The 26,201-nt window shown below is 60.2% G+C and carries 27 protein-coding genes; 12 read left to right on the forward strand and 15 right to left on the reverse strand.

Going from position 1 to position 26,201, the window contains the following annotated elements:
• Positions 1–109: 109 nt before the first annotated feature.
• The 6 genes from U5782_RS15295 to U5782_RS15320 form a co-directional block, all read right to left on the reverse strand.
• On the reverse strand, positions 110–1,396 hold the full coding sequence (locus tag U5782_RS15295) for an FAD-dependent monooxygenase (RefSeq protein ID WP_322044687.1): 1,287 nt from the start codon (positions 1,394–1,396) through the stop codon (positions 110–112).
• Between the two features lie 72 nt (positions 1,397–1,468).
• Positions 1,469–2,692: an MFS transporter gene (locus U5782_RS15300; protein ID WP_322044688.1), complete on the reverse strand. Its 1,224-nt coding sequence runs from the start codon at positions 2,690–2,692 to the stop codon at positions 1,469–1,471.
• Positions 2,693–2,717: 25 nt separating this feature from the next.
• Complete coding sequence (locus U5782_RS15305) at positions 2,718–3,710, reverse strand: transporter (RefSeq protein WP_322044689.1); 993 nt, start codon at positions 3,708–3,710, stop codon at positions 2,718–2,720.
• Between the two features lie 74 nt (positions 3,711–3,784).
• On the reverse strand, positions 3,785–5,395 hold the full coding sequence (locus U5782_RS15310; RefSeq protein ID WP_322044690.1) for a bifunctional 3-(3-hydroxy-phenyl)propionate/3-hydroxycinnamic acid hydroxylase: 1,611 nt from the start codon (positions 5,393–5,395) through the stop codon (positions 3,785–3,787).
• A 66-nt stretch (positions 5,396–5,461) separates the two neighbouring features.
• Positions 5,462–6,772 (reverse strand): homogentisate 1,2-dioxygenase, encoded by a 1,311-nt coding sequence (gene hmgA / locus U5782_RS15315; protein WP_322044691.1) that lies wholly within the window; start codon positions 6,770–6,772, stop codon positions 5,462–5,464.
• A gap of 48 nt (positions 6,773–6,820) precedes the next feature.
• Positions 6,821–7,807, reverse strand: coding sequence for a fumarylacetoacetate hydrolase family protein (locus U5782_RS15320; protein WP_322044692.1), 987 nt, complete (start codon positions 7,805–7,807; stop codon positions 6,821–6,823).
• A gap of 98 nt (positions 7,808–7,905) precedes the next feature.
• Here U5782_RS15320 and U5782_RS15325 point away from each other — a divergent pair, with 98 nt between their 5' ends.
• Entirely contained in the window at positions 7,906–8,700 is a 795-nt protein-coding gene (locus U5782_RS15325; RefSeq protein ID WP_322044693.1) for an IclR family transcriptional regulator, read from the forward strand.
• Between the two features lie 123 nt (positions 8,701–8,823).
• Complete coding sequence (locus U5782_RS15330; RefSeq protein WP_322044694.1) at positions 8,824–9,183, forward strand: NIPSNAP family protein; 360 nt, start codon at positions 8,824–8,826, stop codon at positions 9,181–9,183.
• A 52-nt stretch (positions 9,184–9,235) separates the two neighbouring features.
• Here the strand turns inward: U5782_RS15330 and U5782_RS15335 are convergent, their stop codons facing one another.
• The 3 genes from U5782_RS15335 to U5782_RS15345 are packed head-to-tail and all read right to left on the reverse strand — an operon-like array spanning position 9,236 to position 12,560.
• Positions 9,236–10,102, reverse strand: coding sequence for an alpha/beta hydrolase (locus tag U5782_RS15335; protein WP_322044695.1), 867 nt, complete (start codon positions 10,100–10,102; stop codon positions 9,236–9,238).
• Between the two features lie 43 nt (positions 10,103–10,145).
• Positions 10,146–11,603 (reverse strand): aldehyde dehydrogenase family protein, encoded by a 1,458-nt coding sequence (locus tag U5782_RS15340; protein ID WP_322044696.1) that lies wholly within the window; start codon positions 11,601–11,603, stop codon positions 10,146–10,148.
• Between the two features lie 30 nt (positions 11,604–11,633).
• Entirely contained in the window at positions 11,634–12,560 is a 927-nt protein-coding gene (locus U5782_RS15345; RefSeq protein ID WP_322044697.1) for a VOC family protein, read from the reverse strand.
• Positions 12,561–12,981: 421 nt separating this feature from the next.
• On the opposite strand from U5782_RS15345, the gene U5782_RS15350 reads away from it, so the two are divergent.
• The 6 genes from U5782_RS15350 to U5782_RS15375 all read left to right on the forward strand — a co-directional run bounded on the left by U5782_RS15350 (position 12,982) and on the right by U5782_RS15375 (position 16,632).
• Positions 12,982–13,917: a LysR family transcriptional regulator gene (locus U5782_RS15350; protein ID WP_322044698.1), complete on the forward strand. Its 936-nt coding sequence runs from the start codon at positions 12,982–12,984 to the stop codon at positions 13,915–13,917.
• Between the two features lie 151 nt (positions 13,918–14,068).
• Positions 14,069–14,488 (forward strand): ester cyclase, encoded by a 420-nt coding sequence (locus U5782_RS15355; protein ID WP_322044699.1) that lies wholly within the window; start codon positions 14,069–14,071, stop codon positions 14,486–14,488.
• Between the two features lie 498 nt (positions 14,489–14,986).
• The gene (locus tag U5782_RS15360; protein WP_322044700.1) at positions 14,987–15,715 is read left to right on the forward strand and encodes an AAA family ATPase; all 729 of its coding nucleotides are present in this window, start codon (positions 14,987–14,989) and stop codon (positions 15,713–15,715) included.
• A gap of 12 nt (positions 15,716–15,727) precedes the next feature.
• Complete coding sequence (locus tag U5782_RS15365; RefSeq protein WP_322044701.1) at positions 15,728–16,117, forward strand: hypothetical protein; 390 nt, start codon at positions 15,728–15,730, stop codon at positions 16,115–16,117.
• Between the two features lie 9 nt (positions 16,118–16,126).
• Positions 16,127–16,330 (forward strand): hypothetical protein, encoded by a 204-nt coding sequence (locus U5782_RS15370; protein WP_322044702.1) that lies wholly within the window; start codon positions 16,127–16,129, stop codon positions 16,328–16,330.
• A 44-nt stretch (positions 16,331–16,374) separates the two neighbouring features.
• Entirely contained in the window at positions 16,375–16,632 is a 258-nt protein-coding gene (locus tag U5782_RS15375) for a hypothetical protein (RefSeq protein ID WP_322044703.1), read from the forward strand.
• Positions 16,633–17,134: 502 nt separating this feature from the next.
• On the opposite strand, the gene U5782_RS15380 is transcribed toward U5782_RS15375, so the two are convergent.
• The 5 genes from U5782_RS15380 to U5782_RS15400 are packed head-to-tail and all read right to left on the reverse strand — an operon-like array spanning position 17,135 to position 21,259.
• Entirely contained in the window at positions 17,135–17,983 is an 849-nt protein-coding gene (locus U5782_RS15380; RefSeq protein ID WP_322044704.1) for a fumarylacetoacetate hydrolase family protein, read from the reverse strand.
• Between the two features lie 30 nt (positions 17,984–18,013).
• A complete protein-coding gene (locus U5782_RS15385) occupies positions 18,014–18,391 on the reverse strand; it encodes a nuclear transport factor 2 family protein (protein WP_322044705.1) in 378 nt (125 codons plus the stop codon).
• Positions 18,392–18,407: 16 nt separating this feature from the next.
• Complete coding sequence (locus U5782_RS15390; RefSeq protein WP_322044706.1) at positions 18,408–19,190, reverse strand: SDR family oxidoreductase; 783 nt, start codon at positions 19,188–19,190, stop codon at positions 18,408–18,410.
• A gap of 26 nt (positions 19,191–19,216) precedes the next feature.
• Complete coding sequence (locus U5782_RS15395; RefSeq protein ID WP_322044707.1) at positions 19,217–20,500, reverse strand: DUF3500 domain-containing protein; 1,284 nt, start codon at positions 20,498–20,500, stop codon at positions 19,217–19,219.
• An 18-nt stretch (positions 20,501–20,518) separates the two neighbouring features.
• Entirely contained in the window at positions 20,519–21,259 is a 741-nt protein-coding gene (locus U5782_RS15400; protein ID WP_322044708.1) for a dienelactone hydrolase family protein, read from the reverse strand.
• A 497-nt stretch (positions 21,260–21,756) separates the two neighbouring features.
• Here U5782_RS15400 and U5782_RS15405 point away from each other — a divergent pair, with 497 nt between their 5' ends.
• The 4 genes from U5782_RS15405 (at position 21,757) to U5782_RS15420 (ending at position 25,301) form a co-directional block, all read left to right on the forward strand.
• Positions 21,757–22,905 (forward strand): porin, encoded by a 1,149-nt coding sequence (locus tag U5782_RS15405; protein ID WP_322044709.1) that lies wholly within the window; start codon positions 21,757–21,759, stop codon positions 22,903–22,905.
• Positions 22,906–23,061: 156 nt separating this feature from the next.
• Entirely contained in the window at positions 23,062–23,841 is a 780-nt protein-coding gene (locus U5782_RS15410; RefSeq protein ID WP_322044710.1) for an amino acid ABC transporter substrate-binding protein, read from the forward strand.
• A gap of 24 nt (positions 23,842–23,865) precedes the next feature.
• Positions 23,866–24,543, forward strand: a complete 678-nt coding sequence (locus U5782_RS15415; protein WP_322044711.1) for an amino acid ABC transporter permease — start codon at positions 23,866–23,868, stop codon at positions 24,541–24,543.
• Positions 24,543–25,301 (forward strand): amino acid ABC transporter ATP-binding protein, encoded by a 759-nt coding sequence (locus tag U5782_RS15420; RefSeq protein WP_322044712.1) that lies wholly within the window; start codon positions 24,543–24,545, stop codon positions 25,299–25,301. The genes U5782_RS15415 and U5782_RS15420 overlap by 1 nt, the downstream gene beginning before the upstream one ends.
• A 3-nt stretch (positions 25,302–25,304) precedes the next feature.
• Here the strand turns inward: U5782_RS15420 and U5782_RS15425 are convergent, their stop codons facing one another.
• The gene (locus tag U5782_RS15425) at positions 25,305–26,036 is read right to left on the reverse strand and encodes a TetR/AcrR family transcriptional regulator (RefSeq protein ID WP_322044713.1); all 732 of its coding nucleotides are present in this window, start codon (positions 26,034–26,036) and stop codon (positions 25,305–25,307) included.
• Positions 26,037–26,201 lie beyond the last annotated feature (165 nt).

The raw sequence follows: 26,201 nt of genomic DNA on the forward strand, positions 1-26,201 counted from the left end.
CCCGCAAGGAACCCCAAACGGTGTTTAAAACAAAAAAGGCCACTACGGTACAAAAATCGCACCATAACGGCCTTTCCCAACTAAAAATTCAAATTACACCACCAGCGAATCAACTATTCTGAAAAAACACCGACCGAAACCCACTAGCCTCACCAGGATTTTCATTAGGCCGCTTCATCCCGGCCAACCGGTGATACTCCTTAAAGATGGAATCGGCCTCAGCAAACGGCAACACCTTTTCGATATCATCGAACCGAGCCCCACCAGTGCGCTGCTCGACAATACGCCGCACGACTTCCGGCCCATCGCCACGATTCGCCATCACGATGCGATTAGCGACTGGACGCCGCTCGGCCTCATAGCGACGAAAAGCTTCAGCAGGATCATCAACAGTAGCAAGCTGCTCAGCGATAACACGCGCATCGACAAGCGCCTGACACGCCCCATTGCCGCCCCGCGGATACATGGCATGAGCCGCATCGCCCATCAGCGTGACGCGCCCAAACGACCACTGCTCAAGAGGATCATGATCGATCAGCGGGAACAGATAGACCTCTTTGGCCTTGCGCAGCATCTCCCCCACATCAATAAAATCGAGCTCGCAGGCATCGAACATATGCGCGATCTCGGCAATATCGCCCTTCTGGTTCCAGTCCTCGATACTCTGCGCGCGATCGTTCTGCTCGACGATCCAGTTGACAAGCGTCAGGCCGGTACCTTCGTAGTTATCGACGATCGGATAAACAATCAGGCTGCCCTGACTAGGCGCGCCGATATGCAAAATCGCACCACCCGTTTTGAACGGCTTCATCAAGGTAACGCCGCGCCAAAGCGTAATACCCGAATAATGCGGCTCCGATTGCTGCGGATAAAGCTGCGCACGCACCGCTGAATTAATGCCGTCCGAAGCGATCATGACATCCGCACGCACTTCGGCGGGCACCGGTTCCGTCGCGTTCGGATGCGCGGTAAAGCGAATCGTCACGCCATTTTCATCTTCCGTAAAACCCGCACATCGCGCGCCAAGCACCACGGCATCCTTACCCAGCCGCTCGACCACGGCCCGATACAGCATCATCTGCCAGATCCCGCGATGCACGAAGCGCTGGGCGTGCGGATAGCCCATCTGCGTCCCGCATCGCTCGCCGTAGATTTCCTGGCCGTACTGGTTGTAGTAAATCGACTCGACCGCGTCCACCGAGACGGCATTGAGTTCGTCGAGCAAGCCCAGTTCGGTCATCTCGCGCGTGCCGTACGGCTGGCTCACGACCCCCACGCCCAGCGGTCGCAGTTCCGCCGTCGCTTCGTACACGCGCGGTTTGAAGCCTTGCTGATGCAGCCGCAGAGCCAACGTCAGACCACCAATACCACCGCCAATGATTGCAATGTCCACCATGCACCTCTCTTAGTCTCACTGCGGGTCACTCATCGGGACCCGCTTTCGTTTCAATGTCGAACCAGCCAATCTTCAACCGTGCGCGGCCACCACGTTAGCATCGACCTGGTCGCGCGCCCAGACCGGCTGCGTGCCGCGCGCCAGTATCGGCAGACGCACCGAGCAGGCAATCACGCCAGCGAGGATCGTGATGACGATCGGCAGCGGTGTGGGCGCCGCTTCCGCCGCGAAGAAAATCGGGCCGCTCAGCAGCACGCCAAGCAGCGTAATCTGGGTCACGATGCCGCTCGTCGCACCGATGCTTTCCGGCGACGGCGACACGCTCGGCGTATAGGCCCACATGCCGGTCAGCACACCGCTCGCGAACAGCAGGAGCCAGGACAGCGCAATCGAGGCCGGTGCGCCAATGGGCGCGGCAAACATCACGAGCGCGGGCACGCCGGTCACGAGGATCGCGATAATGCCGGTCTTGACGGGCGGCGCGCCCCAGTCGAGCAGTTTGCCGAACAGCAGCGAGCCCAGCGCATTGACGATCATTGCGCCGATATTCCACAGGTTCACTGTCATCGGGTCAATGCCGTAACGCGTATGCAGATACGGTGCAAGCGAGGCGATGATGCCCACATGCAGGAACGCGTCGCCACCGATCGAGATCCCAAGTAGATACGGCCACGGCGAACGCAGCACGGCGAGCACGCCGGTGGTGCGCGACAGTTGGCGCGATTCCTTGCTGCGTGCCGGGATGCTCGCGAGCAGCACGAGCGCAAAGACAATCGTGATCACCGCGTGGCCGCCGAACGCGTAGCGCCAGCTTCCGGCCTTCGCTACCACGCCAGCCAGCATGAACGGAATGATCATGCTCACTGGCACGAAGGTCGACCAGATCGCAATCGCCATATTGCGGCGGCGCGCATCCACGACGCGAATCAGCAACGTGATCGCAGACACAGCCATCAGCACGTAGCCGATGCCGCATACGCCGCGTCCCACCAGCAGCGTGGACATCGTCGGCGCGGCGCAGACGATCACGTCGCCCACCACCATCGCGATTGCGCCGAGAAACAAGACCTGTTTGTCGCCAAAGCGGTCAACGAAATATCCCGCGACGAGCGCGCCCACGGCCACCATCACCGATGGCAACGACATCACGAGTCCAAGCAGCGACGGGTCGCGTGGATGGAACTCGCGTGCGATCGCGTCGAGTTCGGGAATCGCGCCGCCAACCGTCATCGCTGCCAGCACGCCGAGGCTATAGATGATGGCGATACGGAATATCGCCGACTGTCGAATTGCCATGTTTGTCTCCTTGTCGATCAACCATTCAGAACGCGTGGATCCAGCGCAGGTTCACGTGAACGCCTGAATACGTATTGCGTTCGACGACCGGCAGATAGAGGTTCGCGAACACGAAGTTGCTGCGGTCAATGGCCCATTCGGCACCGGGGCCGAGCGAGAGATTCGTCGTGCGGGCCGCGCTCTGGCTCTGGCCGTTCACGCGGTCGTCGGTGATCTGGCGGAAGTAGAAGCCGTTGATGCCCACCTCCACGTTCGGCAGCACCTTGTACGAAGCGGCGAAGTTGGCCCACACCGCCTGGCCGGCCTGGAAGTTCGCGATATCGGGCACCTGGAACGGATTGTTGATGCCGGGGTTATCGTTGCGCAGGTTGTACAGGTAGTGCAGGCGCACCGAGACTTCGGTCTTCGCTGTCGGCAGGAAGGTCGCCGACCAGTACGGATTGAGCGACCAGAAACCCGAACCCGGGTTGACCAGTTTGTTCGGATCGTAGGCGCCGGTTGGCGCGATCACGTCGAACTCGAATCGCTGCACGAACACGGGACGCCCGCCGCTGATAATCGGTGCGAACTGGAGGAACGGGCCGAACGTGATGTCGCCAAAACCGGAGCGCGCGGTGAGCGTCGGCGCGTACGGATTGATTTCATCCGAATGCGAATTCAGCGAGGTCACGGGCAACAGCGCCGTGAGACCCAGCGCGCCGCCCAGGAAATGCAGCGGTGAAGTGTAGATGAGTTGGGGCAGCCACACGAACGCGTGAAGTTCCGCATTCTTGAAAGCCGGACTCTGCGAGCCGGTGTTCGTGTAGAAGTGGTTATTGTTTTCGTATTGCAGCAACTGGATCGTGGTCCAACCCGGCTCGACGCTGCCGAAGGCGTCGTTGAACGTCGTCGCGCCCAGATCGATGCCGGCCGGTTGATATGTCGATGCCTGCGATGCAAATGGCAGCATCGCGCAGGCAAGGGCAACGGCTCGGCACAGCTTGCGCACACGCGACTTCGCGTGTTGATTCGTCTCCATGGTGTCTCCGTGATTGTTTTGTTTTTACTGCTTTAAATGCGGCTTTCCCCTGCTCCGCTGCATTTATCGTTCGCTCAAACCGTGCATGCGCTGCCGGTTTCCGTGCGTGTTGTGTTCCGACCAAGCAGCTCGGCATCGAGGTCATCGACCAGCGCGCCGAACGCCTCGGCCGTCTGCGCTACGCCATAGGCAAAGCCGTCTGGGCGAACCAGTGCGATCCGGCCGCCGTGCTCGGCAAGCCAGCGATGCACGAGGTCGATTTCTTCCACGGCGGCGATTGCTGCCGATGGAGCGTCTTGTGCAAAACACACCGTTTTCGCGCCTGCAAGGCGTGCCGAACCGGCAAGACGAAGCACCGCGTCTTGAGCCAGCGAGGCATCGACAGCCACCACGTAAAAGTCGCCCCGAACGAGATCGTCCAGCCGCGTGCGTGAGAGTCGTGTGCCGCTCACCCAAGGTTGCGGGAACAACTTTCCTGCGCCTGCCGTAGGCTTGCCTGCGGCGTCGAGCGCGAGCAATCCCGCCGCGAGGCCCGGAATGAAGGACTGGCGTATCGTCGGCGCGGTGCCCGCCGCGAGTTCGGCGCCAAGCTGGCGATCGCGTTCACGCGCGGCCGTCTCGTCCAGTTCGCCGATGATCAGGCCGAAAGACTTGGCGTGCTCGACCACGGTCTGCACATGCGGGCGGCGCTCCAGCCCATAGCTATCGAGCAGCGAATCGTCGGCGTGCCCCTTGATGACCTTGTCGAGCTTCCACGCGAGATTCCACGCGTCGCGAATGCCGGCGCACATGCCCTGCCCGAGAAACGGCGGCATCTGGTGCGCCGCGTCGCCGAGCAGGAACACACGACCCTCGCGCCACTTTTCAGCCACCACGGCGTGAAAGCGATAGATCGCCACACGCTGCACCTCGATGCCCGAGGTATCCACAAAGGTCGAGAGCACCGCCTTCACGTGCGCGGGATCGTTGAAAGACTCGGGCGTTTCGCCGGGCATCACCTTGATTTCCCAGCGCCGCAGACGATCCGGCCCGACGATGTAGGTGCCGGGACGCGATGGGCGGCAGTACTGCACGCAACGCTCGGGCAATTCGACATCGGTATGCAAATCGGCATCGACCACGACCCACCATTCGTCGAACGCCAGATCGAACAGCGGGGCGTCGATGCGGCTGCGCACGACGCTGCGCGCGCCGTCGCAGGCCAGCAGGTAACGCCCGCTCAGCGAGGTACGCGCACCGTCCGCCGACGTAACGTCAATCTCCACGCCCTCGGCATCCTGCTGAAGATCCGTCACGCTATGGCCGAGCAGCACGTCGATCTTGCCGAAGCGCGCGACACCCTCGCGCAGACGCGTCTCCAGCGTCGGCTGATGGAACATGAAGGTCGGCTCCCAGCCCAGCGGTCCCGGTGCCGGCATCGGGTAAAAGCGCTTGATCACCTCGCCCTCGACACCCACGAAGTCCGTACCAGGATGCGGGCAAGTGCCCTCGGAGAGCCGCTCCGCGAGGCCTGCGAACTGGAAGGCGCGCAGCGCTTCGTGATCGGCCGTGATGGCGCGTGGCTTGTCGTAGACGGCGGTTTCGCGCTCGACCACGGCCACGCGCAGGCCATAAGTGCCGAGCAGATTGGCCAGCGTCGCGCCAGTCGGGCCGTAGCCGGCGATGATCGCGTCGTATGTCTCCATGATTTTTCTTCGCTCTGTTGCGGTTGCTTACGATGGATTCAAACTGTTCGGAATCCTGCGGTTCATCTAGAGGCTCGCCGCGCGAAAACCGTCCCACACCGCGTCGTAGTCGGGCTGCCGGTTCGCCGCTTCCAGCGCACGGCGCGTGAGCCTGAAGACATGACAGCTTTCGAACATGAAGGCCAGCGTGTTATCGACCTTGTGCGGTTGCAGATCGGCCGCACTGGCCTTGTCGAAAGTCGCGGCATCGGGGCCGTGCGGCATCATGCAGTTGTGCAGGCTCACCCCGCCCGGCACAAAGCCTTCGGCCTTGGCGTCGTAGACGCCGCGCACGAGCCCCATCAATTCGCTCATCACGTTGCGATGAAACCAGGGCGGCCTGAATGTGTCCTCAGCGACAAGCCAGCGTGGCGGGAAGATCACGAAGTCGCAATTCGCGGTGCCATGCACCGTGGAAGGCGCGGTCAGCACCGTATAGATCGACGGATCGGGGTGATCGAACGAGATCGTGCCAATCGCCATGAAGCGCGCGAGGTCGTACTTGTACGGCGCGAGATTGCCGTGCCAGGCCACCACATTGAGCGGCGAATAGCGCTGCTGCACTTCCCAGAACTTGCCCAGAAACTTGCGCACCACACTCACATCACGCGGGCCGGACTCATAGGCCGCGACAGGCGTGAGGAAGTCGCGCGGGTTGGCAAGCCCGTTCGAGCCGATCGGCCCGAGTTCGGGCAGGCGAAACGGCGCGCCATAGTTCTCCGCGATATAACCACACGCATCTCGCTCATCGATCAGATCGACGCGGAAATGCACGCCGCGCGGAATCACCACGATCTCGCCCGGCGCGACATCGAGCACGCCTAGTTCGGTGCGAACCGTGAGCGCGCCAACCTGAGGCACGATCAACATTTCGCCATCCGTATTAAGCAGGTAGCGATGCGTCATCGAACGATTCGCGCGGTAGACGTGCGTCGCGATACCCGTCTGCGCGTCCGTGCTGCCGTTGCCGCCTATCGTCACGATGCCGTCGATAAAATCGGTGCCCGCAGCAGGCGCGGGCCACGGGTTCCAGCGAAAGCGGTTAGCGGGCGTATCGACTTCCGTGAAGGGCGCCGACTCCCAGTTCGTGAGCGCCAGTTGCCGATACGCGCCGTGCGCCGCCGAAGGCAGTTCGCGATAAGTCCAGGTGCGGCGATTTTCCGCGCGTGGCGCGGTAAAGGCCGCGCCCGACAGCAACTCCGCATACAGACCGTGCGGGGCACGCTGCGGCGAATTGCGGCCTTCGGGCAAGGTGCCCGGCACGGCCTCGGTGGCGAACTGGTTGCCGAAGCCGCTCATATAGGCCTGGCCCGGCGTCGATGTCAGCACACTGCTCATTGGCGTCTCACGTGATGGTGCAACCCGGCTCTTGACCGGGCTGGTGTATTACTTGGCGTACTTGCGAATTTCGTTGTCGATCGAACCGAAGATCGAGGCATCCTGCGCATCGAACATCTCGACGCGCACGCGGTCGCCAAAATGGAAGAACGGCGTGCGCGGCTTGCCGTGTTCGACCGTTTCAAGGGCCCGCTTTTCGGAAATGCAGCAGAAGCCGTTGCTGCGATCGTGGTTCGACACCGTGCCGGAGCCCAGCACCGTGCCCGCGCCCAGCGGACGCGTCTTCGCCGCGTGCGCAATCAGGCGCGGGAAGTCGAAATACATGTCGACGCCCGCGAGCGGCGCGCCGAGCTTTGCGTCGTTCACGTGGACCGTGAGCGGCAAGCTGATCTTGCTGCCGTCCCACGCGTCGCCCAGTTCGTCAGGCGTCACGGCGACCGGCGAAAACGCCGTCACGCCCTTGCCGTTCACGAAGCCAAAACCTTTGTTGAGTTCCGGCGGGATGATGTGGCGCAGCGAAATATCGTTGAGCAGCATCAGCAGCTTGATATGCGATTTCGCTTCTTCCGGCGTGGCTTCCATCGGCACGTCGTCGGTGATCACGGCGATCTCGGCTTCGAGGTCCGCGCCCCAATCCTCGCTTGCGATAAAGACCGGATCGTGCGGGCCCGTGAAGTAGTCCGAACTACCTTGGTACATCAGCGGATCTTCAAGAAACGACGGCGCCATCTCCACGCCGCGCGCCTTGCGCACCAGCTCGACGTGGCTCAGATACGCGCTACCGTCGAGCCATTGATACGCGCGCGGCAGCGGCGAAGCCACAGCGGTCTGATCGAACGCGAACGCGCCAGCCGCGGTGCCCGCGTTGAGCGCTGCGTATCGCGCCTGCAATTGCGGCTCGACCTCGGCCCAGCGTTCGATCGCCTGTTGCAAGGTCGCGGCGATATCGTCCGCAGCGACTGCGCGCGTCAGGTCGCGCGACACGAGGATCAGCGCGCCATCGCGCTTGCCATTCTTGAGTGATGCCAGCTTCATCTCTTGTTTCCACCTATCGGAAAGATTGATTACACTTCATGCAGGTGAAATTTACGCTTGCACCGGCAAGCTCAAACCTCGTTTTCCAATCAGTGAACATGACATCCAAAGCAAATACGGAGACATCGGACGCCGGCACCATCGAACGCACGATGGAAATGCTGCGCCTGCTCGCCACGGCAGGCCGCTTCGGCCTGGCCCTCACACAAATCTCGGATGCCGCCAAACTGCCGCATTCCACCGTGCATCGACTGCTGCGCCGGCTGATCGCCGAGCGCATGGTCGTGCAGCGCGAATCGAACAAGCGCTACCTGCTGGGACCGCTGAGCTTCGAACTCGGTCTTGCGGCCTCGCAGATCTACGACCTGCGCGAGCCCTGCCGCGCGATCCTCACGCGGCTGGCCGAAGAAATCGGCGATACGGTCTACCTCACCGTGCGCAGTGGCTACGAATCGGTCTGTGCGGATCGTTACGAAGGCCCCTCGCCGATCCGCGTGGTCACGCTCGAAGTAGGCAGCCGCCGCCCACTCGGACTCGGCGCGGGAGGCCTTGCGATCCTCTCGGCCATTGCCGACGAAGAGCGCGAGCACACCGTGGCGCACATCACGCAGCGCTATCCGACGCAAAAATCGCTGCAGGAGCGCGCCCTGCGCAGCGCGATCGCAACCTGCCGCAAACAAGGCTATGCGCTGATCAGCAGTCAGGTCACGCTCGGGACCACCGCGGTCGGCGTGCCGATCCTCGACACGCTCGACAATCCCGTCGCCGCCATCAGCGTGGCAGCGGTGGACAATCGCATGTCCGCTTCGCGCGTCGAACTGCTGTCGCGCCAGTTGCGCGCGACGGCGTCCAGCATTCGCGATGCGCTTCAGCATTTCCCCGGCCTGCATTGATTCATTACGTTGCACGCACAACAAACCATTTCCACCCAGCAGAAAAGCCGCCGTCATGTCGCTTGAAAACGCGGAGCATGGTCCGGGTGCCTTGTGCACCGCTCCCGCCACATTCCGAACGACATGACGACGATGATCATCGAACACCGTACCTACACGCTGCATCCGGGTAATACCGCCGCGTACTTCTCGCACTACACGTCCGAGGGCTTGTCAGTGCAGCTCGAATACCTGCCCAAGCCGCTTGGCTACTACACCAGCGAGCTCGGCACGCTCAACCAGGTGATCCATATGTGGGGCTACGAGGATCTCAACGACCGCATGCGCCGCCGCGCGCTGCTCAAGCGCGATCCGCGCTGGAGCGCCTATGTGCAGAAGATCCTGCCGCTGATCCAGCATCAGGAAAGCAAGATCCTCGTGCCCGCTGCGTTTTTCACGCCCACGCCCGCGATCTACCGCATCGCCGACGAACAGATCGCCTGACACACCACCAACAGCACGCGCCGCATTGAAGCGGCGCACGCTGCGTTAGCCATCAACCTTCAAGCGGGAAATAGCGCGCCAGCCAGCCTTTGAGAATCTGCGGCAGGCGGCCGTTGCCGTCGGCGAAGGGGAAGTGATCCACTTCGGTCAGCAGGATCAGTTCGGCGCCCTTGCCCGCATGCTGAAAGACGTCGATTGCCTGCGCGGTCGGCGTCACGCTGTCGTTGGCCGAATGCAGCATCAGCAGCGGACGCGGCGCGAGCTGCGCGATCACGTCCTTCGGCCGGAAGGTGCAGATGCTCGCCATCGTGTCCGCCGTGAAGTCCATGACGGAGCCTTCCGGCAAGTTCTTGCGCAGATGCTCGGGCACCGGCACGATGTCCCAGCGCTTGACCATCAACGACTCGCCGGTCTGCTCACGATGCCGCTGCCCTTCGGCCATCAGCGATTCAAAGCGAGCCCACGCCTGCGGGCTCGGATGCTGATCCTGCGACTTCTTCAGACCATCGCCCCAGCCGCCGATCGAGACGACACCCGACACGCGCGTATCGACGCCGCCCGTGAAGATGCTGATGGCCGCGCCAAAGCTCTGGCCGCTCAGCAGGATGCGATCGGCGCGCACTTCGGGGCGCGCCTGCAACCACGTGATGACGTTGCGCATATCCGCCACTTCCTCCTGGCAGATGACGCGTCCGGGTTGGCCGCCGCTTTCGCCACACCCCCGGAAATCGAAACGCAGCACCACGTAACCCAGACTCGCGTAAAGATTCGCCTCGATGACATGCGTTTCGCCGTCCTTGTTGCCGCCAAAGCCGTGTGACACGACGATTGCAGGGCGCGCTCCTTTGGCATCTTCCGGGACGTGAAGCACTCCGGACAACTGAATACCGTCCGAGGGAATGGAAACCTTCGTCTGCATCTGAAAACTCCTGAAAACTGCGGGATAAATAAGGTTCATTCGCTCAAAGCAAGGCCGTGACGACCTTTTCGTGCGTGACGTCGTCGAGCGCGTTGAGGCCGTTCTCGCGCCCATATCCGCTTGCCTTGACGCCGCCCCACGGCAGACCCGGTTCGATCAGGCCAAAGCCGTTGAGCCACACCGCGCCCGCCTGCAATCGACGCGCGACGAGATGGGCCGCGCTCAAGTCGCGCGTGAAGATGCCGGCGGAGAGGCCATAGTCGCTGTCGTTGGCGATGGCGACGGCCTCATTGGCGTCGTCGAACGGCATCACGCAGGCCACAGGGCCGAAGATTTCCTCGCGCGCGATCCGCATCGTGTTGTTGCCGATAAAGACGGTTGGCTCAAGGAAGAAGCCAGGGCGCTCGATCCGCTTGCCGCCCGTGACGCGTTGTGCGCCTTCGTCGATGCCCGCACGGCAGAAGCCGAGAATGCGGTCGACCGCGCGCTGGCTGATCACGGGGCCGAGCGTGGTGGCCGGGTCGAGCGCATCGCCGATCACCTGGGCGCGCGCGATGGCGCCGAGCCGTTCGGCCACTTCGGCGACGCGGGTGCGGTGCACGAGAATGCGCGTGCCCGCCGCGCAGATTTGCCCCTGGTTGGCGAGAAAGCCCATCGCGAGCGTATCGACGGCAGCGTCCAGATCGGCGTCCGGCAACACGATCTGCGCGGCCTTGCCGCCCAGTTCGAGCGTCAGCGGTTTAAGCGTCTTTGCGGCTTCGGTCGCAAGAATGCGCCCGACCGCGCCGCTACCCGTGTAGCTCAGCTTCGCGACAAGCGGATGGCGTGCGAGCGCCATGCCCGCCACCGGCCCGGCGCCCGGCACGACGTTGAACACGCCGGGCGGGAAGCCCGCTTCATCGAATAACCGTGCGACGTAGAGCGTCGACAGCGGCGCTTCCTCCGCGGGCTTGAGCACCACCGTGTTGCCCGCCGCGAGCGCAGCCGCAGCTTTCCAGCCGATGTACATGGTCGGCGCGTTATAAGCCGCAATCGCGCCGATCACGCCAAGCGGATCGCGCACGGTGTAGGCCAGCACCGGACGGCCGAACATGTCGGGTACCGGAATGCTGCGGCCGTCGAGCTTGTCGGCGTAGCCCGCGAAATAGCGCAGCGTCGCGATCAGGTTGGCGACATCGGCATGACGCGCCATGCCGAACACCTTGCCGTTGTCGATGCTCTCGAGGCGCGCGATCGCGTCGGCGTCACGCTCGACCAGATCAGCCAGGCGATGCAACAGGCGCGCGCGGGTCGGGCCGTCCGTGGCGCCCCACGCGCCGTGAAACGCGGCATGCGCCGCGCGCACCGCCCTGTCCACATCGCTTTCGGTGGCTGCCGCAACATGGGCGATCAAGCGTTCATCGGAAGGATTGATGACGGGCAGCGTCGCGCCATCGCTCGCGGACACGAAGTGGCCGTCGATATACAGCCGGGTCTCGAATGCGTGGTCCGAGTCGGTCATGTGCTGTCTCCTCTGAAGAATGGCGTGGGCTTAGCGGCCCAGCTCGGGGGTCTCGAAGTTCTTCGCGAAGTCGAGCGGCTCGGCATCGCCCCAGATGCTGCGCGTGCCGAGTTGCACCCAGTCCTGCGCGTCCCAGTTCGCTTCGGGCGTGATGTAGTCCATATCGGCGAAGTACTCGTGCATGCTGTTCCAGGGATCGCGGATATACGCGAACGTGTTCGAGCCGACGAAATGACGGCCCGGCCCCCAGCCCGGGATATAGCCCTTGTTGACCATCTGGCGCGCAGCCGCACCGACTTCATCGCTCGTGCCCACGTCGAAACCGACGTGATGCAGGCCATAAGTGGTCGACTTGCCGAACGCGACGATGTGGTGATCGCTACCCGCCGACGAATGCAGAAAGCTCAGGAACGAAGCCACACGATCCGAAAGACGCATGTCGAACATCTCGTTGTAGAACGCGACCTTGCGATTGGGATCGGTGGAAAACAGCACCACGTGCCCCATGCGGCGCGGCTTGATGGGATGCTCGTCCATCAGTTCGGTGCGACCCTTGCGCGCCTGGCGGTTCTCCAGCGTGTTGAAGGTGACGCGCGGCGCGGTGTCCCATGGCGCTTCGTCGGCGGCCTTGATGTTGGTGAGCATGCCGTCGAAGTCGCGGAACCAGACGCCGTCGGCGGGCACGTTGGCGGGTGCATCGACGAGTTCGACATCAGCGGCTTCCAGACGCTTGCGGATCGCGGCAAACGATGCCTCGTCGGTGCCGAAGCTCACATAGGAGAGACGCTTGCGCGGGCCTTGCGTGAGGATCACCTGATCCTGCTCGCGGCCGTAGCAACGGCAGACCAGCGTGCCGTCGCGATAGAAGGTATCGAGACCGAAGTCGTCATAGAACGCGCGCGCGACTTCGAGGTCGGGCACGGTCATGGAGAAATGCTGGATATTGCGGATCGTCATTGCGCGTCGTCCTCTTCCTGTCTTCCTGATAGGTCCTCAAGCGTGTTCGCCTGGTGGAAGTGGAGGTTACGGAGCGACGCAAAGAGCGTCCAATCAAAAGAATGCGCGCGAGCGGCCGATCCATAACGTATGGCATCGCAGACGCGCCGAGTCCCGTTTTATGGGCCGCCGAATAACATTTCGCGCCCTATTCGACAATCAGGGAAATGGCCTGGCTCGAACCCCGATTTCCTCTCAGTGGAAACCCGGATATTTTCTCCGTTATGGAGAGTTGCCGTGTAGAAACTGATTGCGCGCGCAACGATGGTGCGCGCAAATTACGCTTTTTGAAGGGGGATTCAAATGATGTTGATCATCGGGCGGCGGGGAAACCGGCCTGTCGGCTGCTAGAATTCCCGAAAAATACCGGAGACTTCGCAGCGTGCTCATCGACCCCAGACATCTGATCCAGCTTCATATGATTGTCGAACTGGGCTCGTTCCATTCGGCTGCAGAACGCCTCGGTCTCACGCAGCCGGGCCTTAGCCGCAATATCCGCCTGCTGGAACAACGTATCGGCGTTCGGCTGCTCAATCGCGGCAAGCACGGCGCGATTCCCACCGACGAAGGCAAAACGCTCGCCGCTTACGGCCGCATGCTGTTCGACCTGAGCCAGCAAGCCGCCGAAATGAGCACGGCGGTGCATCGCGGCGAAGTCGGCGAGTTGAGGCTGGGCGTGTCGTTCTCGCTCGCCAATGGCGTGATGTCGGAGCCGATCAGCCGCTTTCTGGCGCAACGCCAGAAGACCTCCGTGCGTGTGCTGCCCGGGCCCACGCCGCGCCTGCTTGAAGAACTCGACGGCGGCCAGCTCGATCTCGTGGTGGGCGGCACGCAGATGCTCCCCGAGGATCACGGCCTGCGCTTCGAGCCGCTGGTCGATAACGAACTCGTCATCATCGGGCGCAACGGTCATCCGCTGCAAGGCGTGGAGAACGTGAGCGTCGCGCAGTTACAGCAGTATCGCTGGGTTGCTTGCCTCGAACAGGATCCGCTGCGCCGTGATGTCGAGGCGGGCATGGCGCGGTTCGGGCTGACGCGCGACGCCGTGGCGCTTGAAACGGCGTCGCTGAGTCTCGTGGTCGATGTGCTCGGGCGTACCGATTTTCTGACGATGATCCCGTCGCCGCTGGCGGCTACGCTCACTGCCACTGGCCGCTATACGCTGATCAAACCCGATGGGAACTACAAGTTGCGGCCTATCGGCGTGGCTTATCGTATCAATGCTTATGTGCCGCCGATTGCGACGGCATTTATTCAGTTTTTGCGGGCGTGGGCGAAGGAGAATCATCTCGCGCCGGTGGATCAATCCGTTGGGTGAAAAGGGCATAAAGTCCAACGGACACTATTGAGCAGCGCTCGCCCGGCTCCCGGTTTTTTCGGGTAGCCTTGATGGGCGAATCCAGCGACTGCCGCGTTTCCACTCAATGCCGGCCAATTGATCGTTCAACCCACTGCCAGGAGTCCATCTCATGCTTGAGATCAGCGGTATTGTTCGCGGGTTTATTGAAGAGGTTCTGAACCAGGGGCGCATTGATGCCGCCGGGCAATTCTTCTGGGAAGACATGGTCGAACAGGTCCCATTCCCCGGCCAAGGTCCCGGTCTCGAAGGCCTCAAGGAGGTCGTGCGGGGCATGCGGGCCGCGTTCCCGGATATGCACTGGCGGATTGAGGAGCAATTTTCTGACGCAGATCGGGTGCTGACCCGGTTCGAATGGACTGGCACGCACCGTGGAGAGTTTCTCGGCGTGCCCGCCACCGGGCATCCGGTACGCGTCTGGGGAATGGTCATCGACCGTGTTCAAGACGGCAGGATCAAGGAGAGCCGCATCATCATGGACACACTCGGGTTGATGATGCAACTCGGTGTGGGCCTCGCGCCGGGGCAATAAGGTTGGCGGAGCCCGACGTTGCTACGCAGCGGTCTACTTACGCAGCATTGTTGTCCAGCAGCATCGGGATTTGGCTAGGCTGTACAGTGGGCTGATGATGCAACGACACGGTGCGTCCGGTGTCTGTGCGTAGTCGTCGATCGAACGTCCGCGTGAATGCGTGGCCGTGGTCCGAAGTTGAGCGGGAGCTGTGCATGCAATTGGCATAGGCGGCTTCAACCTCGCCAGAATTTGATCGGCGGCGCACGGCCCGGAGCTGCCGTTTCTCGGTCAAAGCAAATAACGACCGCCTTGAATCATGATACCGCCGTCGGCAGCGTCGGCGGGAGCACTGCCACGTGTCAGCTAGTTGAAGGTTGATATATAAACAAGGGCGCGACGTGTGGCTTGAGGAGTATGATGTTTAAGTGCGAAAATGGCTGTCGGCATTAGCAATTGACATACCGCCCTTGATACCCGCATAAAAACTGTTAGATCCGTTAGAAGAGAATCCAAAGCATGAGCTTTCTTACTAGAGTTGATGAAAAATTAATAAAAAACAAACCTGATTTAATCGGACACGATGAGATATACGATTCATGCAAAAAGGTAATAAATTTGGTTCACGGATCCAATAAACCAATGCTGGATTTTTGTGATGAATTAGACATTAGAAGTATTAATATTTTTTACGGCAAAACTGGAACAGGAAAGACGACATTATCGTATTCCCTGGCCAAATATGCATTAGAAGAGCTTGAAGTCGAAACATATGAACTTAATTTCCAAGACATAATTACGTCGGAACTTGGAAAAACACTAGAAAATTTTCATTTTGCATACGAAGAAATAAATCAACTATGCACAAATGGAGAGGGGATTATCCTGTTTCTAGATGAATTTGATCGGATCTTAGTTGATAGACAGCAAAGAAATGAAGTATCAGAGATGAAAAGAGCCTTTATATCTTTAATGGATTTTTTTCAATCAATATCGATCGAGCATAAAATAACAATACTTGCGACAACAAACTGCTTTGACCTGTTAGATCCAGCGCTTAAGCGCAGATTTTCTTTTCAATATGAAATAAAATGCGACGCGACAGAATTAGAAGCATATGCCAAACATCTATCAGATAAAATTCCTAAATCACTAAATTACATCATGCCAGATGATTACTTAAAAGAAACAATAACAATAGCTGAATTAAAGCAAAAAATTAGAAGTGATGTCGTGAAACTATTGTAAAGAGGAAAAATCATGAGCATGAATTTGAGTGTTGCCAAATTTGAAACGCGAGAAGGAAAATTAAATTCAGACTACTCGAACCTCAGTAAAGAAGTGATAGTCACAGATTTTCTGGATTCGCTGATATCGGAAAAATTCGTTTCATCCTTTCAAGCATTCGAAGATGATGAAGGGCTGGAATACAGAGAAATATCTACAACACATATCATCGAATTATCCGAAAAAGTAGATCACATAGAAGATAAATTGCTTTCTGATTTAGAGAACGCATCAGGAAAATCAAAACGCGAAGAATTAATATCAAATATTCGAGACATTACGCTGCTCAATATGTTGATAAAAATATTTCTCATTAATGATGGGATGACCGACTCCCGCAATATAAAACTCTTGATTTCTTAGGGGGCTGACATGGGAAAAGGTAGCATATTGGAAGGAAAGTCCCTCGAGATTGGCGGATTAATGCAACAAGATACTAGCGGAGATATTGAGCATCTACGCAAAAAAACAACCAACCAACAGGATGATGGCGTGGATTACGAGCGCATAATAAAATCAAATATTGATTATTTCGAATATTTGCGCAAACTAAAGGAGAACAAGAGAAATGATTAAAAAAAAGAGTTGTATACGGTCAAGACAAGAATTATACAGGCAAGTTGCCGACCAATGAGCTGGAAAAGGCTATCAATAAACTTAAGAAGAGATACCAAGATCATTCGGATGATTCAACAGTAGTAATTGGCTTCGAGATTAATGGCGGCGAAGGGCTTACGACGACAGGAGAGAAAAAGATGGAAGAGTTCAGAAAATGGTCCAAAGAAAAAGGAATGGACGCTGCGTACAATTCCAATGAAGATTTGGAGACATTAAAGCAGACTCTAAGAAATCGTGTCGATAATAACAATATAAACTAATATATTCATAGAACTAAAAAGCACCACCTACAACCGGCATCAAACTTGTCACTTGAATTACTCGCACATTGATGCGCCAGATTTCTCCACAGCTGACGCAGGCGGCAGAGTGCGCCTCTTTTAGTTTTAGTCAGTGGTTGTGTGCGTTTGTACCTCGTTCGCGTGATTCTGATTGAGCCAGAGAAACTGGTGGAACTGACAGGGCCTTCGAGGTGCACGCCGCGTGGTCTTGAGCAGCGCTAGAAGTGAGGAACATATTAGTCGGTGGTGAAATCGACGCATAACCGTTCAGTCGAGCGGATCTGCGCGGAAAGCCGCGCTGGTCGCTCACTTCTCCATAAATAGCTGCTCCGCGATAAATGCCGGCTGTTTAGCTACCTGGAAGTTGAGGCTTTGGTATGTCCACGACTGGCCGACTACAGCCTCTCCACGCTGCCCCCCCCACAAAAAAGCCGCTCCCGAACGCCCCGGGAGCGGCTTGAACATACCTCTGCACCCGCGATCACCCAGCGGCCACGACCTCATTCTCGATAAACCCCAACGCCTCAATCTCCGCACGCACGACATCGCCCGCTTTCAGCAGTTTCCCAAGCGCCATACCCACCCCTTCGGGCGTGCCAGTCGCAAGAATATCGCCAGGCTCCAACGTCATCACCGTACTCAAATATTCGATCTGCGCATAAATATCGTAGATCATGTCGCCGGTCGACTTTTGCTGACGCGTCTCGCCATTCACCTTGAGCACCATTTCCAGCGCCAACGGATCATCGACTTCATCGTCAGTCGTAATCCAGGGCCCAATCGGACCATGCGTGTCAAAAGACTTGCCGAGCGTGAAAGTCGGCGAGCGATTCTGCCAGTCGCGCGCCGACACATCGTTCGTAACGAAATAACCCGCAATCACCGAACGCGCGTCGCTCGCCTTCACATTGCGGCAGCGCTTGCCGATCACGACACCCATTTCGATCTCGTAGTCCAGCTTCTCCACCACACGCGGATACTCGATCGGATCGTACGGCCCCGTGATGCACGACACCTGCTTGTTGAACCAGAGCTGACTGCTGGGAATCGGAACACCAGCGGCACGCGCCTCTTCCGCATGCGCCTTGTAATTGAGGCCGATGGCGAGATACTTCTGCGGATCGTCGATAGGCGCGGCAAGGCGAACCTTATCGAGCCGGTACGCGGGGCCGCGCGCCGCCTCCAGCACCTCGCGCAAAGCGGGCAGGTCCGTCAGTAGCTGGCGCATGGACGCGCCTACGCCCGCCACGCCAGACAGATCGATCACGTCGTCGCCGACGAGCTTGCCGATGCGGGTCGTCCCGCCTTCGGTGAAACGAAGCAATTTCATGCTGGATTTCCTGTAATGTCTGCGCGAAGCTCAGTTCGTGCGGTCAACCGTCAACTGAAAGCTGATAAAGCGCCAGCCCTGCGCCGTATTGCGTAATACCTGCGTCACGAAGCTCTGCATGACGGTCTCGCCCGAGCCATCCGTTGCGTGCATAACGCTACGCATCGGGCCGGTCATCACGGCGATGGCACCTTCGATGCGTATCGTGAGCGGCCCACGCTCGATTGCGGCAAAGCCTCGCTTGAGTTCGATATGACGTAGCAGCGCGGCCTTGTCGTGAACGAGGCCCGTGCTATGAACGTGCACGAGGTCTTCATCGAACATCGCATCGAGCGCATCAAGATCGACGGCAATCAAGGCCGCCTGCCGTCGCGTTTCGAGTGCGAGAATGGCTTCCTGCCCGTTCATGCGTGGTTCTCCAGCATCAGATGAGACCTTCGTACGAGCCGCCATCGAGTTGCAGGTTTTGTCCGGAGATATAACTCGCCAGTTCGCTGCACAGGAATGCGCAAGCCGCGCCGAATTCTTCCGGACGTCCGAGACGTTTCGCGTTGATCGTCTGCGCAATCTGGCGTCGCGCTTCGTCGCGGTCGATGCCCTGCTCGGCCATCAGGCGCTTCGCCATGAACTCCTGGCGCGGCGTATCGATACGCTCGGGCAGCAGGTTGTTGACCGTGACGTTGTCCACCACGACTTCCGTGCTGATCGCCTTGCTGATGGCGGTGAGCGCCGTGCGCGCCGACGTCGACAAGCCCATGATGTAGTGCGGCGATTTCACCATTGCCGAGGTGATATTGATGATGCGGCCGAAGCGCCGCGCGCGCATGCCCGGAATGTACGCGCGCATCAATTGCACGGCGGGAATCATATTCGCACCCAGCGCGCCGAGCAGCGCGGTCTCGTCCCATTCGTCGAGCGTGCCCGGTGGCGGCCCGGCGTTGTTGTTGACGAGGATGTCCACCTCCGGCTGGAACGCGAGAATCTTTTCGCGCCCCTCGGGTGTGCAGAGGTCGGCAGCGATGAATGACACCTGCGCGCCCGGCACGAGTTGCGTAAGCGCCTGCGCGGCGGATTCGAGCTTGTCCTGATTGCGGCCGTTCAGCGTCACGTGCACGCCCTCATTCGCCAGCGCACACGCACACGCGAAGCCCAGTCCCTGCGACGATGCCGACACGAACGCGCGCCGGCCCTTGATACCCAGATCCATACGTTTTTCCTCTCAATGCTTGTCGATTACTGATGACGATGCGCGGTGCACTCCACACCCGGGCATTGCCCCGGATGCATCTGTTCGTAGTGCTGGCGCAGCAGGTCTCGCCCATAGTCGTTGCCGTTCGGTGTGCGCACAACCGTATGGATGTGGCATCGGGCCGGTTCTTCGTTGGTCAGCCACACGCCGCTGTGATGGTCGAACTCGATCATCGCCACTGGGCTCTGGATGCGGTAATAGAACGCGTCGTCGTCGCCGTGGCCGCCAATCCAGCTCCACCAGGTTTCGTCGAGCGAAGCCGCGATGCTGCGCATGCGCGCACGCCGCGGGCCATCCGGCAAATAGACGATGAATTGTTCGACCAACTCCAGTAGGCGCTCGCGCTGGCGTTTCGAAAACTCGCTCGCGCGCACGCCTTCGTAAGGCACGATGCGGTTGTCCTGAAACGCGCCGCCCATGTGCCGCTGGTCGGCGATGTTCCAGCGTCCGGACGGCATCGCCGGGTCGTGCATGCGGCGATAGACGGTGGCGCGCTCACGCTGCGGCGACGTGAGCGAGCGCATCAGTTCGAGACCGATGTGTTCCTCATCGGTGAAGAGCGCGAGGCCCGCGTGCGGCCCGCGATCGATCACATTCGGCTCCGCACCCATGAAGGTCGGCGAGATGACCATCTGCCCGCCCAGCACGAAGCAGTTCAGACAGAGATGATGGCCGTACAGGCTCCAGCCCCACGGTTGCATTGGCGATGGCGTGCCGAACAGCAGGAAGTTATAGCTCCACTCGTTCATGATCTGCGGCAGACCACACAGCTCGCCGAGAAAACCGTTCGTCAGCATGCAGCCTTCGGCCTTGCGGTAGCCTTCGGGGCTCAGGCTGGCCGCCACCAGCGCCATGACCGCGCGGCGTTGCGAGATCGGCAGTTCTTCCAGACGAAGTCCGCGCGGATTGACAAGGAACTCGGGATTGCTCCAGATGCGCCATTCGCTCGCGCCCACGTCGTAGCGCAATTGTTCGCGCGCCGCTTCACTGAGTTCGCTCAGCAGACGGTTGGCCGCTTCGGTCATCGCATGCGTGGGCGCACCTTCGTCTTCCAGGCGGTACAGACCTGGCATGACGTTCCCATCGCTCGTGAGGCCCTTGAACGGCTGCGCGTAGGCCGCACGCCAACCGGCGACGATCTCCGCTACCTGCGGATGAAAGCCCTGAATATCGCTCGCATATTGATAGGCATCCTTATGACGGCAACTGACAAGGCGGGGCGAGTCGATCGGGAACAGCAGATCGTGATAGTCGTGGCTGACTGGCATGGGCGTCTCCTCCCTCGATTATTGGTGTAGGGCCAGCGCCTCGGCGAGGAAGCGGCACATCGCCGCCCACGACCGCCGTTCGGCCTGCGCGTTGTACGCGATCACTTCGGGACGCCCTGCCCGGTCGGCGTGCGGATTCGTGAAGCCATGCCGCGTGAGGCCGTAGCTATCGACTTCCCAGTCGATCTTCGCGGCGTTCAGGTGTTGCTGCAAGGCGAGCAGTTTCGGCGCGGCTGCCATAGGATCGTCGAAGCCGGTCAGCACGAGCGCCTTCGTGCCCGCACGCGCCGCCTGCCAGTCGTCGCCCAGCAGGTCCAGCCCGCCGTGCAGGCTCACCACACCGGCCACGCCGGCACCGGTACGCAGATATTCGAGCACCGAGGCTCCGCCGAAGCAGTAACCCGTGAACACAATGCGCGAGCCGTCAACACCGGGTTGCGCAACGAGCGTCTCATGCGCAGCGCGCAGGCGCCCCATCCAGGTCGCGCGATCGCCGACGAAGCGCCCGATGGTCGGGCCGATCTGGCTTTCGTCGCGCAGTTGCAGGCCGTCGCCCCAGACATCGGCGGCGAGCACGGCATAACCGAGTGCGGCCACGCGATCTGCGATGCCTTTGATGAATTCGCTGACGCCAAAGGCGTCGTGGACAATCACGATGCCCGGTTGATTGCCTCCGATCGCTTCGTCCCGGCTCAGATAGCCAACGAGCCGTGCGTCCTCGTACGTGTATTCGACCACTTGACCTGTAATGCGCGACACAACGTGTCTCCTGTGGATGCATTTCGCCGATAACCGTCTAACCGCCTTACCGTTTGTCAGGCAGGCGGGTTTTTCGAGGATTATCCGCAGGCGACGCCGCACGCAGCCGCGATTTCCAGCAGGTGGACATGGGCTTGAAACCGGGGCGGGCAGACTGCTCGAGATCGCGCCAGCGTGCGTATTTCGCCACGCACGAAGTGGAATTTTGTCTTCCGCGAAGCCAAATAATGCTTGTGCAAGAGGTCGCGAAAGCGCTTTCCGTGCGCTTGACGCTTAAGCGGACGTCGCATCGAAATACCTGATGCATAACGCTTTATTCGCGAGATCGGCAAGCCAGCAGTGACACGCGTGGCCCTTTCCCGTCTACGTGAAATGCAAAGCAGCGCGTGAGCAATGAGCTTTCCCCAATCGATCCGTTAGCGCAGCGCCCGCCTCTCCCTAGCATCGGCCTGACCTTGTGCATCGCAAGGTTCGACACACGCTTTCAGGGGTTTGGCTTGAAAACAAAAATTCTGCTCGGCGCATTGACCGCCGCACTGCTCTCATCGCCCGCTTTCGCACAGAACTCGGTGACGCTCTACGGCATGATCGACGCCGGTCTCATGTACACCAACAACGTGAGCAAAAGCGGCGCACACGGCGCGCTCTTCCAGGCCACCAGCGGCAATATCAACGGCAGCCGTTTCGGCATTCGCGGACGCGAATCGCTCGGCGATGGTCTCAATGCCGTATTCGTGCTCGAAAATGGCTTCAATGTACAAAATGGCAAGCTCGGCCAGGACGGTCGCCTCTTTGGCCGCGAGGCATGGGTCGGGCTCACTAGCGAGCGTTATGGCTTCGCCGCCGTGGGTCGACAGTACGATTCGGTCGTTGATTACGTAGCGCCGTTGTCGGCCGAAGCGGGCACGTTCGGCAAGACGAGCTTTGCGCATCCGTTCGACAACGACAATCTCGCGGACTCGCTGCGCTTCAGCAACGCCGTGAAATACGCCAGCCCGAGCTTCTCGGGCCTGCAATTCGGCGGGCTGTATGCATTCTCGAACAGCACCGACTTCAATGCAAACCGTGCGTGGAGTGCGGGCGCGAGTTACGCGCGCGGGCCTTTGAGTCTAAGCGCGGGTTATTTGCAGATCGATCACGCGGCAGGCGCGACGGGCAGCGGCGCGGTCGACACCGCCGAGTCGGCGGCGAATGGCGTGGGTGGCTTCACGCTCGCGGCCGAGGTGCAGCGCGTCGCGGCGGGCGCGATCCGCTACGCCGTGGGCGCAGGGTCGGTGGCTTTCGTCTATTCGCACAGCGAGTTCGAAGGCAGCACGTCGTTCGGCTCGGCGGGCGGCAACGTGAGTTTCGATAACTACGAACTCAATGGCGAGTATCCGCTCGCACGCCATCTCAAGCTCGGTCTCGCTTACGTTTATACCGACGGTCATGTTTCGGATACCAAAACGTATTCAACCGATCCGAAGTGGCAACAGGTGGACACCCAACTCGTCTATTCATTCTCGCGTCGTACCGATGTCTATCTCGAAGGCATTTACCAGCACGTCTCGGGTCATCACTACGTCGCGTTTATCGACACGGCGGGCGGCGCTTCCTCTACCGCAACCCAGGTGGTCGCCACCATCGGCCTGCGCACGCGCTTCTAATGCCGCCTTCGTGGATGCGCCGTTTCCGCCGTTATATTCCACCACGGCATATGAATAGCGCATCAACGATTTTGTGGCAGGGCGCGCGCTCAGTAGAATCTGTCGACTCCTCGATCGAGTTCATTCCTGACGTTCTCTTATACGCGAGTTTCTACCATGAAAGCCATTCGCTCAGTACTGCTCGCCGCCCTGCTGTCGGCCGTTGCCGCCGCGCCCGCATTCGCCGCCGACGAACTCGCCCAGATCAAGTCCGCCGGGGTGTTCCGCGTCGGCACGGAGGGCACTTACGCGCCCTTTACCTACCACGATGAAACCGGCAAGCTGACCGGCTTCGATGTCGATATCGCTTCTGCCATCGCACAACGGCTGGGCGTGAAGCCGCAATTCGTCGAAGGCAAGTGGGATGGCCTGATCGCTGGCCTCGATGTGAACCGCTACGACGCGGTCATCAACGAAGTCTCCATCACCGATGCACGCAAGGCCAAATACGACTTCTCCACGCCGTATATCTCCACGCACGCCGTGCTGATCGTGCGCTCGGACAATACGACGATTCACTCTTTCGACGACCTGAAAGGCAAGAAGTCGGCCAATACGCTGACCAGCAACTTCGGCAAGCTCGCCGCGTCACATGGCGCCGATGTCGTGCCGGTGCAAGGCTTCAACGAGTCGATCGACCTGCTCACCTCGGGCCGCGTCGACGCCACCATCAACGACTCGCTGTCCTTCCTCGATTTCCAGAAGCACAAGCCCGACGCGAAGCTCAAGGTCGCCGCCAGCGACACCAGCACTGCCGACGATCAATCGGGCGTGCTGATCCGCAAGGGCGATCCCGCGCTGCGCGAGGCCATCGACAAGGCGCTCGCCGACATCAAGGCCGATGGCACCTACGCACGAATTTCGCAGAAGTATTTCGGCAAAGACGTTTCCCAATAAGATTTCAACGAGGCGGATCAAACGATGCCGGCATGGCTGCATTTGATGGGGCAATCGCTTTGGCCCCTGCTCTACGCGGGATTCGTCTTCACCGTCCCGCTCACGCTGGCATCGTTCGCGCTGGGCATCGCGCTGGCGTTCGGCGCGGCGCTTGTGCGTCTGTTCGGGCCGCGCTGGGCCGTGGCGATCGTGCGCTTCTATATCTGGCTGTTTCGCGGTTCGCCGCTGCTTGTGCAGTTGTTCGTCATTTTCTATGGACTGCCGAACGTTGGTATCGTGCTCGACCCGCTCACGGCGGCCATCATCGGCTTCTCTCTCAATGTAGGCGCGTATAACGCCGAGGTGATCCGTGGCGTGATCGAGTCGATTCCGCGCGGGCAGTGGGAAGCCGCCTACTCGATGAATATGACGCGCGCACAGGCGCTGCGCCGCGTGATCCTGCCGCAGGCGATTCGCGTGGCGCTGCCTGCGTTGTCGAATTCGTTCATTTCGCTCGTGAAGGACACCTCGCTCGCGGCGGTGCTCACGGTGCCAGAGATTTTTCAGGCCGCGCAGCGCATTGCCGCGGTCACTTACGAGCCGCTGATTCTTTACTCCGAGGCCGCGTTGATCTATCTGGCTTTCAGTTCCGTGCTCTCGCACGCGCAAGGACGGCTTGAGGCGCGTTATGGCCGCCACGCACTGTTTTCGGTGGGGCGCTAATGATCCGGCTCGACCAACTCGGCAAATCGTTCGGTGAACATCGCGTGCTGGACGCAATCGACCTCACGCTCGCGGCGGGCAGCGTCACGGCGCTGATCGGCCCCTCGGGCAGCGGTAAAAGCACACTGCTTCGCTGCATCAATCTGCTCGAAATGCCGGACGACGGCGCGCTCAGCGTTGGCGACGCGCGCATCGACTTCACGAACAGCCGTCGCGCGGCGCACACCGAGGTCGCCGCCGTGCGCCGCCACACGGGCATGGTGTTCCAGAACTTCCAGCTTTTCCCCCATCTCACCGTGATCGAGAACGTGATGGAAGGGCTTATCACCGTCCTCAAGTGGGATCGTTTGCGTGCGCGCGAACGCGCATTGGCGCTGCTGGAAAAAGTGGGCATCGCCCGCAAGGCCGACGTGTGGCCGTCGACGCTTTCCGGCGGTCAGCAGCAGCGCGTAGCTATTGCGCGGGCGCTCGCGCCTTCGCCTCAAGTGCTGCTGTGCGACGAGCCGACCTCGGCACTCGATCCCGAACTGTCTGCGGAAGTGGTCGACGTGCTGCGGCAACTGGCGCAGGAAGGCACGACGATGCTGATGGCGACGCACGATCTGCGCCTCGCGGCGTCGATCGCGCATGACGCAGTATTTCTCAAGGATGGCGCGATCGTCGAAGCCGGGCCATCGAGCGAGTTGTTCTCGCGCCCGCGCGATGCGCGCACGGCACGCTTCGTTTCCACGCTCACGCAGACTGTCGCGCTGCGCTAGCGGTCAGGCATCGACATCCTCTGAATCATCCGCAGCCTGCCGATGCAGCGGATCCTTTTCGAAGATCACGCCTTGCGGCTCGCCGCAATCGGCAATCGGCGCGAACGCCAATGCATGCGCCTCCTCCTCGTTCGCGCCGAAACCCAGCAATAGCGTGAACATCACCTGCTCGGTGTAATCCGCGGGCGCCTCGCCGGACAGCAAGGTTTCGATCCCATACATGATCGCGCCCAGCGCGATATCGCGCGCCACGCTCACGTGCGCGACCCGCAATTTCCCGGCGTCGATCGCCATTTGCAGATCGCGCGTGAGGTATTCGTCGAGCAGACGGCCGCGCGAGCCGCGCCGCGTCCCCACGCGCGTGATGAAGGCGCCCCACAGCGGATAGCGCGCCGCCATCGTCATATACAGGCGCGAGCCCACCACGAGGCGGCGCACCGGATCCGCCTCGGCCAGCACGAGCGGGTCGATCACGCCCAGCACCTGGTCGCTGCTCTCGCCCGCCACGGCCACCAGCAACTCGCCCGTGGTGCGAAAGTAGTTGTAGAACGTGCCGCGCGCGACCCCGGCCGCCGCGATGAAGTCGTCGATGATCGGCAGATCGGGGCCCTTCTCCGCGAAAACGCCCAGCGCCGCCTCGATCAGACGGTTGCGCGTTTTCTCCCGGCGCGCCGCGCCTACGCGGCTTTGATAGTTCTCTTCTGTGGCGTCCATTTCCCGGCTGTCTGTCTGCATGTTCGGCGCGTGTTGGCGCGTATTAGCGCTTGAGTGTCCTCCGGCATTTTAGGGTTTGTCCTGAATCGAATCTAGTTGACGATTTTGTCAAAACGCCTAGTATACGAAATGACAAATTCGTCAACTCAACGGGGACCGAACCCCAGCAATGTCCGGAGACACACA

The sequence above is a fragment of the Paraburkholderia sp. J67 genome (assembly GCF_905220265.1).
Classification (GTDB): Bacteria; Pseudomonadota; Gammaproteobacteria; order Burkholderiales; family Burkholderiaceae; genus Paraburkholderia.